The organism is Microvirga soli (genome assembly GCF_016734765.1).
Lineage (GTDB): Bacteria > Pseudomonadota > Alphaproteobacteria > Rhizobiales > Beijerinckiaceae > Microvirga > Microvirga soli.
Genome location: NZ_JAERQE010000005.1, coordinates 1 through 15,549, shown reverse-complemented (window position 1 = coordinate 15,549; position 15,549 = coordinate 1). Strand labels below are relative to the sequence as shown.

The following is a 15,549-nucleotide window of genomic DNA, read 5'->3' as shown; positions in this document are numbered from 1 at the left end:
GGCTTTTCGCCATAATCCCGGCTAGGGTGTCGGCGGACCGGCAGGACCGCCGGCCGACACCAGAAAAGCGGCGTGATGTTCGGACGAAAGAAAAAGATCCTTCTTGCTCCCGTGGACGATGCCGAGAACGGCTCGTCGCAGCCCCGTCTGTCGCCCCGGTCGCCAAGCGAGGCCATCAAGCCCTCGATGGCTCCGCCGCCGCCGCCCAAGCTCCGCCGCCGCCGCAAGGGCATGCTGTCCCTGCTGAGCGGGCTGCTGACCCTGCTCGTGGCTGTGGCCATCGCGGGCATCTTCGGCTTCTCCATGCTGCAGCAGGCGGTGACGGCCGACGGGCCGCTGCAGAGCGACAAGGTCGTGGTGATCCCCCGTAATACGGGCACGGGCGAGATTGCCCAGATCCTCAAGCAGGAGGGCGTAGTCGAGCAGCCGCTGCTGTTCCAGGCCTATGCCTATCTGAATCGCCAGCGCGGGCAGCTCAAAGCCGGCGAGTTCCAGTTCAAGGCCGGAACCAGCGTCGAGGAGGCCATCGACACCCTGATCCAGGGCCGGGCCATCCTGCACACCGTGTCGGTCCCGGAGGGACTCACCAGCGAGCAGATTTTGGCCCGCCTCTATGAGCACGAGATCCTCACCGGCGATGTCTCCGAGACCCCGCGCGAGGGCTCGCTCCTGCCCGATACCTACAAGTTCGAGCGCGGCACCACGCGCCAGCAGATCATCAACACCATGCAGGCGGCCCAGCGTCAGGCGATGGAACAGATCTGGCAGCGCCGCTCGCCCGAATTGCCGATCAAGTCGCCGCAGGAACTCGTGATCCTGGCCTCCATCGTAGAGAAGGAGACGGGCCGGGCCGATGAGCGCACGCGGGTGGCCGGCGTGTTCATCAACCGCTTGATGAAGCGCATGAAGCTCCAGTCCGATCCCACGATCGTCTACGGAATGGTAGGCGGAAAGGGCACTCTGGGCCGTGGTATCCTGCGCAGCGAGATCCAGGCTGCGACGCCCTATAACACCTACGTGATCGAAGGCCTGCCTCCCGGACCCATCGCCAATCCTGGGCGCGCGGCGCTCGAGGCGGTCGCCAACCCGTCCCGTACGAAAGACCTCTACTTCGTGGCCGATGGTTCCGGCGGCCATGCCTTCGCCGAAACCTACGAGCAGCATCAGCGCAATGTGGCCCGTTGGCGGCAGATCGAGAAGAGCCGTCCGCCTGAGGCCAATGAGGTGGATCGCGTGACGCCCGATGGCGAGCAGACAGGCCTGCCGCCCGATGCTGCGCCTGCGCTGCGCGGCACTGCGAATGCCCTGCCGGTCGCAGGCGGCCGGCCCGGACGCGGCTTCGATGCCAGCGAGGGAACGGAGAAGGACCCGCTCAAGAACAAGAGCTTCGACCTGAGCAATCCGAAGAACGTTCCCGCTCTTCGTCAGCCCTGAGAAACGGGGAGAAATCCCCAATCCTTGCAATCGACTCCTGGATCGGCGCGCATTATGGTCGCGCCGATTTTCATTCCGCCTGAGGTTTCACCCATGTCCATTGCGAGCATGACCGGCTTTGCCCGCGAGGCCGGCGTCACCGGTGCCTTTCAGTGGGCCTGGGAACTCAAGACCGTGAACGGCCGCGGGCTCGAAGTGCGGGTTCGCACGCCTTCAGGTCTCGACGCTATGGGTGAGGAGGCGCGCGGCCAGATCCTCAAGGCGCTCACCCGCGGACAGGGTCAGCTCAATCTATCCTTGAGCAAGGCATCGACCGCCCCGAAGCTGCGCGTCAACCAGGATGTATTGCAGTCGCTTCTCTCCGCCCTCAATGGCCTGTCGCTTCCGGAGAACGTGAAGCCTGCCTCCCTCGACGGTCTTCTCGCTGTGCGCGGCGTGGTGGAACTCGACGACGATGCCGATGACCCAGGGCAGAATGAGGAGCTTGCGGCTGCGTTGAGGGCCGGTGTCGGAGCGCTGATCGAGGCGCTCAAGGCAGCCCGCCTGAAAGAAGGGCAGGCGCTCTCCGCCGTTCTCGGGCAGCAGCTGGATCTGGTCTCACGGCTCGTCGACGAGGCCGAGGCTGCGCCCGCCCGGCAGCCGGAGGCGATCCGCACTCGGCTGGAGGCTCAGATCGCAGAACTGTTCGAAGGCAAGCATGCCCTCGACCCGGCGCGCCTTCATCAGGAGGCGGTGCTGATCGCAGCCCGCGCCGACATCCGCGAGGAGCTCGATCGCCTGCGCGCCCATGTGGATGCCGCCCGCAGCCTTCTGCAGGAGGGTGGCCCGGTCGGCCGCCGTCTCGACTTCCTTGCGCAGGAATTCGGCCGCGAGGCGAATACCTTGTGCGCGAAAGCCAATGATGTCTCCCTGTCGCGGATCGGCCTTGAATTGAAGGCCGTGATCGAGCAATTCCGCGAGCAGGTTCAGAACGTGGAGTGATGCGGTGAGCCAAGATCCGAAATCGCCGGTTGGCCGTCGCGGCCTGATCCTGATCCTGTCGTCGCCGTCCGGCGCCGGCAAAACCACGCTCACCCGCAGCCTCGTGGAAGAACGGGCAGGCGCCCTGTCGATCTCGGTGACGACGCGGCCCAAGCGCCCTTCGGAAATCGAGGGCAAGCACTATCACTTCATCGACGTGGAAGAGTTCAAGGCGATGCGCGATCGCGATGAACTCCTGGAATGGGCCGAGGTGCACGGCAACTTCTACGGCACGCCGCGCAAGCCCGTGGAAAAGATACTGGCATCCGGCCAGGACATGGTTTTCGACATTGACTACCAGGGCACCCGCCAGGTGCGCCAGAAGCTGCCCGACGACGTGGTGACCGTGTTCGTCCTGCCTCCGAGCTTCAAGGAACTGAAGGCGCGCTTGGAGCGTCGGGCGGAAGATGCCTCCGACGTCATCGCCAAGCGCCTCGCCAACGCCCGCGTCGAGATGGAGCGCTGGGTCGAGTATGATTACGTGATCGTCAACGAGGACCTCGGCAAATCCTTCGAGAGCCTCAAGGCCATCCAGGCCGCCGAGCGCCTCAAGCGCGACCGCCTCGTCGGCCTCTCGGATTTCGTCGAAGGGCTCTTGGCCGAGAAGCTCGACTAGATCGCCCCTATACGAGCGCCAGCCGGTTCCGGCGCTCGTGGCGGGCGATGGCATGCCCGATCAGCACCTCCATCAGCTCGCTCTGCGGCAGGCCCCCCGCCTCCCAGAGCTTCGGATACATGCTGATCGCGGTGAAGCCCGGGAGCGTGTTCACCTCGTTGACGAACAGGCTGCTCTCGTTCTGCGGATCGACGAAGAAGTCCACGCGCGCCAGGCCTTCGCAGCCGAGAGTCTTGAAGGTCTCGGCCGCAAGCTCCTGAATGCGCCGCGCCTGGTCCGGGTTGAGTTCGGCCGGGATGCGCAGAAGGGCGCCGTCCGCGTCGATGTATTTCGCGTCATAGCTGTAGAAGCCGTGGCTGCCCGCCGGCACGATCTCACCGAGCGGAGAGGCCTTGATCTCGCCTGCAGCATCCTCCAGCACGGAACACTCGATCTCCCGCGCGCCCGTAACGCTGCGTTCCACCAGCACTTTGGAGTCATAGCTGAAGGCGCGATCGCAGGCTTTAGCGAACTCGTCCGGCGATGAGGCGCGGGATACGCCCACCGAGGAGCCCATATTGGCGGGCTTCACGAAGAGGTCGGATGTCCCGAGGGTATCCGCGGCTTTTTGATAGTCGACGCGGGTGCGAGGCGTCAGGGTCAGGAAGGGAACGACAGGCAGGCCGCTGTCACGCAGGAGACGCTTGGCCACGTCCTTGTCCATTCCAGCCGCGGAGCCCATCACGCCGGAGCCCACATAGGGAATATTGGCAAGTTCGAGGAGGCCCTGGACCGTTCCGTCCTCGCCGTTTGGCCCGTGGAGCACGGGCACGACGGCATCGAGGCGAAGCGTGGTGGAGCCTGCATCGCCGTTCAGAACGATCATCTCGCCTGCACCGCCCGGCAACAGGGCGACCTGGGGCGATCCCTCGGGGATCTCCAGGGATTTCGCGCCCCGTCCACCGCCGTTGCCGCTATCGCAGAGGAGCCATCGCCCGTCCCGACCGATCCCGATGGGGACGATGTCGTAGCGGTCCGGATCGAGGGCACGCAGCACATTGGCGGCCGAGAGCTTGGAGACCTCGTGCTCCGCAGAGCGCCCTCCGAACAGAAGCCCGATCCTCTTGCGCGGCTGCGACATGCCCGCTCCTTCCTTGGCGGCTGTATGGGCCGCTTGCCTGAACTCGATCATGGGAGCGGCGCGGTTAAGGTCCCATGAAAGACCCATGTCGCCCCCGTGGAGGGGCTGCATATAGGCCGCATCGAGGACGAGGCGAGCGTCTGAGCTGTCTTAAGCCCGCAAGCCGCGGGTGGCGTCCAGGGCATTGGCCAGCGCCACGTAGCCCTCGACCGGGATGTTCTCGGCTCGGGTCGTTTCCTCGAGCCCGGCCACCCGGATGATCTCGCTCGGATCCGGCGTGAGGGATTTGAGACTCTGGCGCAGCATCTTGCGACGCTGCCCGAAGGCGGCACGCGTGACGGCTTCCAGGGTTTCGAGGCGGCAGGGCAGAGGATTCGCCCGCGGCGTCAAGTGCACGATGCTTGAGGTGATTTTCGGCGGCGGCACGAAAGCAGAAGGGGGAACGTCGAAGAGGATGCGCGATTCCGCGCGCCAGCCACAGAGGACGCCCAGACGGCCATAGTTCTTCGAATCGCTCTCGTCGGCCACGATGCGCTCGGCAACCTCGCGCTGGAACATGAGGGTGAGCGAGGCCCACCAAGGCGGCCAAGCCGCGCCGGTGAGCCATCCAGTCAGGAGGGCCGTGCCGACATTGTAGGGCAGGTTGGCGATGATGCGGACGAGCCCATTGCCTACGAGAGGACGCGGGTCGAACTCCAGGGCATCAGCCTCGACCACCTCCAGCCGGCCCGGATAGCGCTCGGCGATCTCGGCGAGCGCCGGCAGGCAGCGGGTATCGCGCTCGATGGCAATCACCCTCCTGGCGCCGGCCGCGAGGATCGCTCGGGTCAGGCCACCAGGACCGGGGCCGACCTCGATGACGGTTGCGTCCTCCAACGGTCCGGCGGAGCGGGCGATGCGGCTCGTGAGGTTGAGGTCGAACAGGAAGTTCTGGCCGAGCGACTTCTTGGCCATGAGCCCGTGGCTGCGGACCACCTCACGCAAAGGGGGGAGGTCGTCGATCTGGCTCATGATGCCCCCAGACGGGCCGCTAGCTTGATGGCAGCGATGAGACTGTCCGGCCTTGCAATGCCCTGGCCTGCGATGTCGAAGGCTGTGCCGTGATCGGGCGAGGTGCGCACGAAAGGCAGCCCAAGGGTCACATTCACCGCCTCATCGAAGGCGATGGTCTTGATCGGGATGAGGGCTTGGTCGTGATACATGGCGAGCGCCGCATCATAGCGGCTGCGGGCGCGGGCATGGAACATGGTGTCAGCGGGCAGGGGGCCTGTCGCCTCGATACCCTCGGCGCGCAGAATGTCGATGGCCGGGACAATGATGCTGGCATCCTCAGATCCCATCGCTCTATTCTCGCCCGCGTGTGGGTTGAGGCCCGCAAGCGCCAGCCTGGGATTCGCGATGCCGAACCGCTCCCGCAGTTCCCGGGCCACGATCCGCCCCGTCCGTACAATCAAATCCGTGGTGAGGGCAGAGGGCACGTCCGCAAGGGGAATATGGACGGTCACAGGTACGACCGCCAGCTGCTCGCTCCAGAGCATCATCACAGGATGGTAGGTCTGCTCGCTACCGGATGAGGCAAGAGCGGCAAGGAACTCCGTATGGCCCGGATGCCGGAACCCCGCTTCGTAGAGCACCTGCTTGGCGATCGGGTTGGTGACGAGTGCCGAAGCAGCCCCATTCCGAACGAGTTCGACGGCCGTCTCGATAGACTCGACCACCGAGGCCGCCGCACCTGCATCGGGCTGGCCCGGTTGCGCCGAAACCGAAGTGTGCAGGGGAAGAACAGGAAGAGCCTTCGGGAAAATGTCCGAGATCTGCGCCGGCTCAACGGCCGTGATCGGCACGTCCCAGCCTTGGCTCTGCGCAACGCTCTTGAGGAACACGGGGTCGCTCAACGCTGCGAAGGGAGGTAGGTCCTTTTCTTCGCGCCGCATCCAGGCTTTCAGGGTCAGTTCCGGCCCAATCCCGGCTGGGTCACCCTGCGTCAGCACGAGTGAGGACTGGTTCAAGGCCGGCACTCGTGTCTTTCACCCTCACTCATCAGCGGAAGCAGAACCGCCCAGTCTTTGAGTATAGCCCACTTCGCCTAGGGAGCGGAGCTCAAGACTGAAAGCGACTGTGTGGTTCTGCTCCTTCTCGCCCGAGGTGAGGGTGATGTCGCGCGGGGTGATGCTGTAGCTCACCGAGAAGGTCGTGCATTCGTCGATGTAGCCCAGGCCCAGGGACATGCCGGCCAAATATGTCGCGTTCTCACTTTGTGAGATCGCTGCTCCCGGGGCGGCTATCTGAACAGCACCCAATTCGCGCGCCACGAGGTAACGATCTAGGTCGATGAGGATCGAGCCGCTGATGAACCAATTCGGCGTCATGTCCCAGCGTGCAGAGGCCAGCAGGCCTTCGCGGCGGGTCGGATAGCCGATAGCTGGCTGAGCTTCGTAACGGGCATAGGTCAGGGAGGTCGAGACCGGCAGATAGGGATTGAGGTTTGCCTGGATACCGGCTTCGAACCGGTTCAGGCTGAAATCTTCCTGATCGAAGCGTCCGCGCGACAAGAAGGCAAAGTTGGCATTCGGCGAGATCTGGAAGCGGCCGACATAGTCGGATGCCCGGGAGTCGAGGCCCGAATCCAGGCCCACATTAGCCAGGTCGCCCTGCCGGAACGAATTGCGTCCCGCGATCTGATAGGACTGGCCGAACAGCACGTTGGCATAGAAGTTGTCGGCGCCGGTGACTGTGTATTGCAGGCCGACATTGGCGCGCACGCCGCCTTCGACGCGGTCGTAACCGGAGAACTTGTCCCAATCGAAGAGCGACGTGTCGTCGAACACGAGGCTCTGGGCATCCTCGTTGGGAAGGCGGCCGATCCGGGTCTCGTTCGGGCGAGCGACAATCTGGGCGATCGGCTCCAGGATCTGCTGGCCCGAGGTGCCGAGGGTGGCGATGAATGGATAACGATATTCGAGACCGACCGCCGGCATGGCGCGGAAGAGATAATCGTCATCCGCGTCGGTGAAGTTGGCGAGCTCCGGGTTCTGGTAGCCGTTGAAGTCGGGGGCGATCCAGAAGTTATCGGCTCGCAGATAGGCGAACGGAGTCCAGACTTGGCCGATGGGATCGATGAATTCGCGCCGCCATGATGCCGTAACCGAAGCCCTGGATGTCGAACCGCTGATGCCGCGAACCAGGCATGAACTTGGGTCGAATTCGATACAGGTCCGAGCAATGCCGAAGTAGGTCGCATTGCTAGGAGACAGCGGATCGAACTGAGCCGCCTCGCGGGAGAGGCTGGTGACGTTCACGTCGATCGCGAATTCACCGCCAATGGTCGGGGGCGTAAAGCGCTTGTTGTAGTCGATAACCGGAGCCACGACCGGTTGCTGCTTCTGCCAGTCGTAGGTGGACAGCGTCTTGAAATAGTAGCCCCGCGCATCGAAAAACGAGCGATCCCCCTGACCCTGGAGGTAAACGGTCGAGATCGATTCCTTGACGTAATAGCTGCTCAGACTCTCGCTGTTGATGCGGTAGTTCGTCAGGAACCACTTGTCGGACACAAGGGCGATGTCCCAGCCCCAGCGCCAGTTCTGGTTGATGAAGAACTCGCCCGATGACTCCAGGGAGCCACGGAAATCGCGGTCGCCTGCGCCGAACGGAGAGGGGAGGAAGGCCTCAGGATCCAGCTGGTTGATGCCGGCCGCGCGGATGTTGTAGGCGCCGGTCTCCAGGCGATGGCGCCATTCAACCTGTCCGAGAAGGCCCTGACGGCTCAAGATGGTAGGGCTGATCGTCAGGTCGTAATTGGGAGCAATGGCCCAGAAGAACGGAATCGAGCCGCCGTATCCTAGAGTGTTCGAGAAGACATAGCGCGGCGCCAGGAAGCCCGTCTTGCGTTTGACGGTCGGATCAGGCGTCCAGAAATAGGGCATGTAGGCGACCGGGATGCCAAGGAGCTCGAGGGTTGCATCCTCGTAATAGATCGTCCGTTCGCTGTTGTTGTGGATGATCTTCGCCGCCTTCACTTGCCAGAGCGGGGGGCGTTCCGGATTTTCCTTACAAGGTTCGCAGGCGGTGTAGGTGCCGCGCTCGAAGGTCGTGGTCTCGCCCTCGGCCCGCTCGGCCCGCGGAGCGGAGAAGCGGGTGGTGAGGGGGCGGCCCTGCTCGACGGTGGTCTGGACCACCCTCAAGGAATCGATGAAGCCGCTCTTGAAGTCGTCGGTCAGCTCGAAGCGGTCGCCTGTTGCGACGGTGCCGTTGGTCTCCGTCAGGCGGGCATTGCCCTCGGCGAAGACGCGGCCGGTGTTCCGGTCATAGGTGACCCGGTCGGCCTGGAGCGTCCGCCCCTGATAGTTCATCTGCACGTCGCCGGTGGCGGCAATCGTGTTCCGGTCGTTGTCGTAGACGATTTCCTTGGCGTCGACGAGGAGGCGGTCCTCCCCGGATCCCGATTGGGCACGGGCGCCGATGGTCTCATTAAGCGTGGCTTGGGCAAGCGCAGGCATTGACCCAGCGGCATATATCAATGCCGCTGCGACCGCAGACCTTGCGATCGTTGTCTTGAGCCGCCGCATCCCCACTCCTTCGCAATACTTCTTTACGCGAGAACGTTTAGCCGTCCTCTTGGTACAATAAGGCCAAGGTCCCTAAAAGACTGCCTACTACAGCAGGGAACCAAGCCGCAACCAGGGAACTGATGATTCCGGAGGCTCCAAGCTCCGCCATAAGCTCAGTGGCGACATAAAGCATGAACCCGGCGGCGACGCCACCCAGAACCATCATGGCTACACCGCCAAATCGAAAGAATCTTAACGAGACGGATGCGGCAACGAAGACCATGGCGATGAAGAGCAAAGGACGGGCCAAAAGCAGGTCGTAATGCAGGCGATAGGTGGTGGCGTTGAGATCCGCCTGCTCCATCCGGGCAATGGTCGCCTTCAGGTCCCAGAACGGCACCGCATCGGGGTCGATGAAGCTCTGTCGAACCTCCGAGGGCTGCAGGGTCGAGGCGATCAGGTAACGATCGTGCGATTGAGGCTCTTCGGTCGCAGATAGGATGCGGGCGTCTTTGAGTTCCCAGAAACCCTCGTGCAGGCTTGCTTCACGGGCCTCGACTCGATGGGTGAAGCTGCCGTCGTGGTCAAACGCGTAAACCGTGACGTCATAGAGGGCTGCGGCATTCGTCGCCGAGCCGTTCGCGCGGAAAATGGCCTGCCCGTCCTGGCTTCTCTGGCGAAGCCAGATCGGCTTCTCCCGAGTCTGGACATTCCTGGAGAAGATGCTCGTTTCCAACGCGGAGGCGCGCTGCTTGAGAACGGCCGAAAGCGGGTTGTAGACGGTCACGGAAAGCACGCCGATCAGCACCGCGATCAGGAGCCCTGGCTGCAGGAACTGCCAGGCGGAAATCCCGGCTGCCCGCGCCACCACCAGTTCGAGCTTGCGGCTGAGCTGCAGGAGGGCCGCCATGCTGCCGAACAAAACCGCAAAGGGCATTACCTGCTCGGCAATCGCCGGGGTGCGGTACAGGGCCAGCTGGGCAATCACGCCTGCCGTTGCGCTCGGCGCATCGCCGGCCCGGCGCATGAGCTCCACGAAATCCAGGGTATAGACGAGGGTGAAGACCGTCGCGAAGACCAGGAAAATAGTCTTCAGAAACTGTCGCGAGAAATAGGCGCCTAGGGTCCGGCCGATCAGCATGGTCAGGCTTTCTGGATCGTGGGAGCGCGCCCCGGCAATATTCTGCTGAACGCCCTCAGTAGCTTGGCCTGGGCTGACCGCATGGCCGGCCCCTGCAGGATCAGCAGCAGGCTGATGAAGATGCTGGCCAGCGGCACGGCATAGATGGCGATGACGGCGGCCGGGGTCCGGGCAACGCCGCTCGAAGCAGCAAAGCCGAGGATGCGCATCAGCACGATTGCCACCACGGCGCCGGCGATCGCCAAGCCGCGGCCCTGTCGGGTCGTGCGCGGTTCGCCCAGAGCCGCGAAGGCGATCATCATCATGGCGAGGGGGTAGAGCCAGGAGGACAGACGCTCGTGCAGTTCGGCCCGGAACCGCCCCGACTGCTCCTGGTACAGGGGCTCGCTCTTGTCGGGGAACAGGAGCTGGAGGGTGCTCCTCTCACGGGGCTTATAGACGACGTCTCCACCTTCCTTGTTGAAGGCCGATAGGTCGACTGCATAGCGCTCGAAGGCCACGATAGAGGAATCGCGGCTGTTCGGCTCCTTGCGCTGAACGCTGCCCTTCTGGAGCACGAGATAAGACGTTCCATTCTGCTCTGCTGTCTGGCCCTGCTCGGCCAGATACACGATGGCTTTGTTCTTCTCCCGGAGATCCTCCATGAAGATCCCGAGCAGGGAATCGCCCTGGCGCTCCCGGTAATGGAAGGTGATCCCGTTCTCCAAGCTAATAAACTGGCCTTCCTTGGCCATGGTGCCCACGAAATCGGCCCGGATCTTCGTGAACAGCTGGCGCATCTCCTGGAAGCTGGCGGGCATGATGTGGATCGAGATGATTCCCACGGCCAGGCAGACGAAAGCCGCCAGCGCCAGGAAGGGCCGCAGCAGCCGACCCGGAGGCATGCCCCCGGCGCTCATGACGATCAGTTCGGAATCGCCGTTCAGCTTGTTCAGGGTGTAGATGGTGGCCAGAAACAGGGCGACCGGTGCAATGACGCTGATCAGGGCTGGCAGGGACAATCCCGTTACCGTCAGGAAGATCATGAGCGTCTGCCCCTTGCCGGTGAGCAGGTCGAGCTCCCGCAGGGCCTGCGTGATCCAGATCACGCCCGTGAGAGCGACCAAGCATGCAGCGAAGGCATTGAAGGTGTTTTTGAGGATGTAGCGTTCGAGAAGTGTCATAAGGCCCTTCGCCCCCGGGCGGTTGCGCCCTGGGTATCGTGTCGTACGGTCTCAGGCAAGTTGGCCGTTTTCAACAGCCTGAGATTGCGCCGATTTCACGGCGGCTTCCCCATAGCCGTGCACGCAATATGATATATGTCCCAACCGTCACCACCGCGCATCAGCGTCGCAGCCGGCCCTAAGACCGGACATGCACCAAAACAAAGAGGAATTCATGGCCGACAGCTTCAAGATCGACTTCCAGGCCCACGGCAAGGTCGAATCCGGCGATCTCATCGTCTTCGTTGGAGAGAACCTCAAGCCCTCCGCTGTTGTGGCCAAGCAGCTCGGGCCGAAGGCCGTCGATCTGATTGCCAAGGCTGCCGCTGCGGAAGGCTTTAAGGGCAAGACCAAGTCCGTCATGTCGATCGTGGTCCCCACGGGGCTGTCGGTCGACCGGCTGATCGTGATCGGCCTAGGGGGCGAAAAGGACCGGAACGACACGGATTTCGTCCAGCTGGGCGGCCTGATCGCCGGCAAGGTGAACGGCAAGCTGGCGACTGTGGTTCTGGACTTGCCCGAAGCCAGGGTCACCCCTGAGATGGTGGCGGACATTGCGCTCGGCGTTCAACTGCGCCGCTACAGCTTCGACCGGTACAAGACCAGGAAAAAGGACGAGGACAACGGGAAGGGCGGCGGACGGCTGGTCTTCAGCGTGGCGGATCCGGCTTCGATCAAGAAAGCCTACAAGACCCGTGAGGGCATCCAGCAGGGCGTCATCATCGCCCGCGATCTCGTCAACGAGCCGCCGAACGTTCTGGGCCCGCAGGAATTCGCCGCCCGCGCCCAGGCGCTGACCAAGCTCGGCGTTGAGGTTGAGATTCTCGACGATAAGGCCATGAAGAAGCTCGGAATGGGAGCGCTGCTTGGCGTAGCCCAGGGTTCCGTACGCGGCGGCCGGGTTGCCATCATGCGCTGGAACGGCGGCAAGGCGAACGACAAGCCCATCGCCTTCGTGGGCAAGGGCGTCGTTTTTGATACCGGCGGCATCTCGATCAAGCCGGGCGCCGGCATGGAGGACATGAAGGGCGATATGGCCGGTGCCGCCTGCGTGGTCGGGCTCATGCATGCTGTGGCGAGCCGCAAGGCCAAGGCCAACGTGGTCGGTGCCATCGGCCTCGTGGAGAACATGCCCGACGGCAACGCTCAGAGGCCCGGCGACATCGTCACCACCATGTCGGGTCAGACCATCGAGATCATCAATACGGATGCGGAAGGGCGTCTCGTGCTGGCCGATGTGCTCTGGTACGTGCAGGACCGCTTCAAGCCCAAGTTCATGATCGACCTCGCGACCCTCACGGGAGCCATCATGGTGGCGCTCGCCCAGGAATATGCCGGCCTGTTCTCTAACAACGACGAGCTTGCCGAGCGCCTGACCGTTGCCGGCAAGGCCACCGGTGAGCGGGTCTGGCGCATGCCCCTGGGGCCCGAGTTCGACAAGATGATCGAATCCAAGTTCGCCGACATGAAGAACTCGGCCGGGCGCTTCGGCGGCTCAAGCACGGCGGCGGCGCTGCTCCAGCGTTTCGTCAACGATGTGCCATGGGCGCATCTCGACATTGCCGGCACCGCCATGGGCTCACCGCAGAACGAGATCAACAAGGGCTGGGCGTCGGGCTGGGGCGTGCGCCTCCTCGACCGGCTCGTGCACGATCATTACGAGGCTCGAAACTCGTAAGCACCATCCGGGGGGCTGCGCAGCAGAACCCGGGATCGCTGGACGAGAATGGCGCTTGATCCTGACAGCGATCCCGGACCTTCGCTCTGCTCCGTCCGGGATGACAGGGGTATTATGACCGAGGTCCTTTTCTATCATCTCCAGCATCAGCCGCTCGAGGCCGTGCTGCCCACGCTCCTGCAGAAGACGCTGGAGCGCGGGTGGCGCGGGGTCGTGCAGGTGACGACCGAGGAGCGCATGTCCGCTCTCGACGATCACCTGTGGACCTTCACCGACGAGAGCTTCCTGCCGCATGGAACGGACAGGGAGGCCCATGCGGCGGACCAGCCGATTCTTATCACCCTGTCGGGCGGCAATCCCAATGGCGCCTCGATCCGCTTCCTGGTGGAAGGCGCCAGCCTGCCGGAGGACATGGCCGCCTATCAGCGTCTGGCGATCCTGTTCGACGGCAATGACATCCAGGCGCTCGCCTTCGCCCGCGATCAGTGGCGGGCTGTGAAGGAGGGCGGCCACGACGCAACCTATTGGCAGCAGGACGAGAGCGGCCGCTGGCAACGGAAGGCGTGAGGCGGTTCCAGCACTGGAACACGAACTCTTCATCGCAACAGTGCTTGCCACTGGGGGTAGGGTCTCCAGTTTCAGGACGGCCATAAGGATGCTCCGATGACCCGAAAGCTCCGCCTTCCTCTCTACGCCGCCTTGTTTCTGTCGCTGGCTCCACCCCTCGGAGTTGGAGCCCAGGAGCAGCAGCCGCAAGGGCAGGAGCAGCGCCGGCCGCGGCCCGAGGCCAGGGACCAGCAGGCGCTGCCGCCGGAATCGGTCACGCGGCATACGCTTCAACTCCCCGGCCGCACCCTGTCGTTCACCGCAACGGCCGGGCATCTGACGCTCGCTGACCCGCAGGGCGCGCCTCAGGCGGAGATCGGGTTCGTCGCCTATACGCGGGACGATTCGGACCTGGCCACGCGGCCGGTGACCTTCGCGGTGAATGGTGGTCCCGGTGCCTCCTCGGCGTACCTGCATCTTCTCGCCCTCGGGCCGTGGCTCCTGCCTCTCGATGGTTCGTCGATCAGCCCTTCGGCGCCTCCAGCGCTCGTCCCCAATGCCGAGACCTGGCTTGACTTCACGGATCTCGTCTTCATCGACCCACCGGGAACCGGCTACAGCCGGGTCCTCGGGGGCGACCAAGTGCGGGAGCGGTTCTATTCGGTCCAGGGCGATATCGATGGGCTGGCTGCCTTCGTCATGCGCTGGCTCAAGGAAAAGAACCGGCTCCAGTCGCCAAAATTCTTCACCGGCGAGAGTTATGGCGGCTTCAGGGGGCCGCTGCTGGCTCAGAAGCTCCAGAGCGATCAAGGCATCGGGTTCAGCGGCCTGGTTCTCATTTCGCCAGTGTTCGATTTCGACTGGCTCGATCAGGGCGCCGGCGCACCATGGATCAATGCGGCTGTTCTGCCATCGCTTGCAGCGACAAACCTGTCACGGAACGGCCCCGTGTCGCGCGAAGCGCTGAAGGACGCGGAGGCCTATGCGTCCGGCGAGTACCTCGTCGATCTCATGCGCGGGCTCCAGGACAAGGAGGCTGTGGAGCGCGTCAGCCGGCGCGTTGCCGAGCTGAGCGGGCTCAGTCCCGAAGTCTCGCGGCGCCTCGCCGGACGCATCGACATGCGGGCGGCCCAGAGGGAATTGCGGCGCGACTCATCCGAGATCGTCAGCGCCTACGACACCAACGTGGCCAACGCTGATCCGAACCCCAACGCCCAGGTCTCCCGATTCGCGGACCCGGTCCTCGACGGCATGACGGCGCCTTTGACGAGCGCGATCATTCATCATCTGACCCAAACCCTGAACTACAAGGCGGAGGGGCGCTACAACCTGCTCAGTGGATCAGTCAATGGCGCTTGGCGCTGGGGCGGCGGACGCAACGGCCCCGAAAACCTGGAAGAACTGCGGCAGGCCTTGTCGCTCGACGGCAATCTGCGTGTCCTCGTCACTCACGGCTTCACCGATCTGGTAACTCCCTACTTCGCGTCTCAGCTGCTCTTGAATCAAGTGCCCGACCTTGGGCCTCAGAAGCGCGTGGGGCTGACGGTTTACGAAGGCGGTCACATGTTCTATTCGCGGCAGGCGTCACGGCAGGCCTTCAAGGCCGATGTGCAGCGGCTCTTCGACGAGGCCCTGCAGGCGAGGGCGGCCGACAACAAGGATTGATGGGCAAGGATTGATGGGGATGCGTACAAGAGTTCTGTCGAGTGTCGCCCTCGCGGCAATGGCACTGTCCGCGTGCACCAGCACTCGGTCCACGCCGCCGGTTGCAGCGCCTGCGGCCCCTGCGCCGATGGCCGCCCTCGGGCCGCAGATCGACGGTCCCGTCCTCGGCCCGGATGGCCGCTGCACCGGGACGCCTGCGGGCACGGCAACCGCCATCGAACCCGGCATTACCGAATGCGATCTGGTGCGCCTGAAGGGCAAGCCTGCCACCGACGTGCTCGTGGGTGAGAGCGGCAAGGGACAGCGCGAGGTGCAGGTGCTCTACTCCGAACCCGGCGGACGCGAGCTGTACTTCTTCGTGAACAACAGCCTCGACCGGGTGGTGAAGCCTTAAGGCTCAGCGCTTTGTTCTGAGCCTTCTCGGACTTAACGTCTTCAAGCCTGCAAATGACAATGGCCGCAACAGGTGCGGCCATTGTCGTCGATCCGGAACGTGCTCTCAGCTCGACTTTGGCCAATCAGGCGGCTTGGCAGAGCGCGTAAACCAAGCCTCGTTGAAGGGCCTGTGAGGGTTTCGACA

Annotated in this window: 13 protein-coding genes; 7 read left to right on the top strand and 6 right to left on the bottom strand. The window is 63.7% G+C overall.

Features of this window, described 5'->3' with window-relative positions; genetic code table 11:
- Positions 1-75: 75 nt before the first annotated feature.
- From mltG to gmk, 3 genes are all read left to right on the top strand, one after another.
- A complete protein-coding gene (mltG, locus tag JKL45_RS06745; RefSeq protein WP_201860510.1) occupies positions 76-1,434 on the top strand; it encodes an endolytic transglycosylase MltG in 1,359 nt (452 codons plus the stop codon).
- A 93-nt stretch (positions 1,435-1,527) separates the two neighbouring features.
- On the top strand, positions 1,528-2,415 hold the full coding sequence (locus JKL45_RS06740; protein ID WP_201860353.1) for a YicC/YloC family endoribonuclease: 888 nt from the start codon (positions 1,528-1,530) through the stop codon (positions 2,413-2,415).
- A 4-nt stretch (positions 2,416-2,419) separates the two neighbouring features.
- A complete protein-coding gene (gene gmk, locus JKL45_RS06735) occupies positions 2,420-3,070 on the top strand; it encodes a guanylate kinase (protein ID WP_201860352.1) in 651 nt (216 codons plus the stop codon).
- A 7-nt stretch (positions 3,071-3,077) separates the two neighbouring features.
- Here the strand turns inward: gmk and JKL45_RS06730 are convergent, their stop codons facing one another.
- The 6 genes from JKL45_RS06730 to lptF all read right to left on the bottom strand — a co-directional run bounded on the left by JKL45_RS06730 (position 3,078) and on the right by lptF (position 11,041).
- Positions 3,078-4,190 carry a D-alanine--D-alanine ligase family protein gene (locus JKL45_RS06730; RefSeq protein ID WP_201860509.1) on the bottom strand — a complete coding sequence of 371 codons (1,113 nt, stop codon included), beginning with the start codon at positions 4,188-4,190 and terminating at the stop codon, positions 3,078-3,080.
- A gap of 150 nt (positions 4,191-4,340) precedes the next feature.
- Complete coding sequence (gene rsmA / locus JKL45_RS06725) at positions 4,341-5,201, bottom strand: 16S rRNA (adenine(1518)-N(6)/adenine(1519)-N(6))-dimethyltransferase RsmA (RefSeq protein WP_201860351.1); 861 nt, start codon at positions 5,199-5,201, stop codon at positions 4,341-4,343.
- Positions 5,198-6,208, bottom strand: a complete 1,011-nt coding sequence (gene pdxA, locus JKL45_RS06720) for a 4-hydroxythreonine-4-phosphate dehydrogenase PdxA (RefSeq protein ID WP_376771010.1) — start codon at positions 6,206-6,208, stop codon at positions 5,198-5,200. The genes rsmA and pdxA overlap by 4 nt, the downstream gene beginning before the upstream one ends.
- Positions 6,209-6,223: 15 nt before the next feature.
- Entirely contained in the window at positions 6,224-8,755 is a 2,532-nt protein-coding gene (locus tag JKL45_RS06715; protein WP_201860349.1) for an LPS-assembly protein LptD, read from the bottom strand.
- A gap of 37 nt (positions 8,756-8,792) precedes the next feature.
- Complete coding sequence (gene lptG / locus JKL45_RS06710; RefSeq protein ID WP_201860348.1) at positions 8,793-9,878, bottom strand: LPS export ABC transporter permease LptG; 1,086 nt, start codon at positions 9,876-9,878, stop codon at positions 8,793-8,795.
- A gap of 2 nt (positions 9,879-9,880) precedes the next feature.
- Positions 9,881-11,041, bottom strand: coding sequence for an LPS export ABC transporter permease LptF (lptF, locus tag JKL45_RS06705; protein ID WP_201860347.1), 1,161 nt, complete (start codon positions 11,039-11,041; stop codon positions 9,881-9,883).
- 214 nt (positions 11,042-11,255) lie between these two features.
- Here lptF and JKL45_RS06700 point away from each other — a divergent pair, with 214 nt between their 5' ends.
- The 4 genes from JKL45_RS06700 to JKL45_RS06685 all read left to right on the top strand — a co-directional run bounded on the left by JKL45_RS06700 (position 11,256) and on the right by JKL45_RS06685 (position 15,363).
- Positions 11,256-12,758: a leucyl aminopeptidase gene (locus tag JKL45_RS06700; RefSeq protein WP_201860346.1), complete on the top strand. Its 1,503-nt coding sequence runs from the start codon at positions 11,256-11,258 to the stop codon at positions 12,756-12,758.
- A gap of 114 nt (positions 12,759-12,872) precedes the next feature.
- Positions 12,873-13,325 carry a DNA polymerase III subunit chi gene (locus JKL45_RS06695; RefSeq protein WP_201860345.1) on the top strand — a complete coding sequence of 151 codons (453 nt, stop codon included), beginning with the start codon at positions 12,873-12,875 and terminating at the stop codon, positions 13,323-13,325.
- Between the two features lie 96 nt (positions 13,326-13,421).
- Entirely contained in the window at positions 13,422-14,969 is a 1,548-nt protein-coding gene (locus JKL45_RS06690) for a S10 family peptidase (protein WP_201860344.1), read from the top strand.
- Between the two features lie 13 nt (positions 14,970-14,982).
- Positions 14,983-15,363 (top strand): hypothetical protein, encoded by a 381-nt coding sequence (locus JKL45_RS06685; RefSeq protein WP_201860343.1) that lies wholly within the window; start codon positions 14,983-14,985, stop codon positions 15,361-15,363.
- Positions 15,364-15,549: the final 186 nt, after the last annotated feature.

Coding starts and splice junctions, on each gene's coding strand:
- mltG (WP_201860510.1), top strand. CDS start 76: ATGTTCGGACGAAAGAAAAAGATCCTTCTTGCTCCCGTGGACGATGCC.
- JKL45_RS06740 (WP_201860353.1), top strand. CDS start 1,528: ATGTCCATTGCGAGCATGACCGGCTTTGCCCGCGAGGCCGGCGTCACC.
- JKL45_RS06730 (WP_201860509.1), bottom strand. CDS start 4,190: ATGTCGCAGCCGCGCAAGAGGATCGGGCTTCTGTTCGGAGGGCGCTCT.
- rsmA (WP_201860351.1), bottom strand. CDS start 5,201: ATGAGCCAGATCGACGACCTCCCCCCTTTGCGTGAGGTGGTCCGCAGC.
- JKL45_RS06715 (WP_201860349.1), bottom strand. CDS start 8,755: ATGCGGCGGCTCAAGACAACGATCGCAAGGTCTGCGGTCGCAGCGGCA.
- lptG (WP_201860348.1), bottom strand. CDS start 9,878: ATGCTGATCGGCCGGACCCTAGGCGCCTATTTCTCGCGACAGTTTCTG.
- lptF (WP_201860347.1), bottom strand. CDS start 11,041: ATGACACTTCTCGAACGCTACATCCTCAAAAACACCTTCAATGCCTTC.
- JKL45_RS06700 (WP_201860346.1), top strand. CDS start 11,256: ATGGCCGACAGCTTCAAGATCGACTTCCAGGCCCACGGCAAGGTCGAA.
- JKL45_RS06695 (WP_201860345.1), top strand. CDS start 12,873: ATGACCGAGGTCCTTTTCTATCATCTCCAGCATCAGCCGCTCGAGGCC.
- JKL45_RS06690 (WP_201860344.1), top strand. CDS start 13,422: ATGACCCGAAAGCTCCGCCTTCCTCTCTACGCCGCCTTGTTTCTGTCG.
- JKL45_RS06685 (WP_201860343.1), top strand. CDS start 14,983: ATGGGGATGCGTACAAGAGTTCTGTCGAGTGTCGCCCTCGCGGCAATG.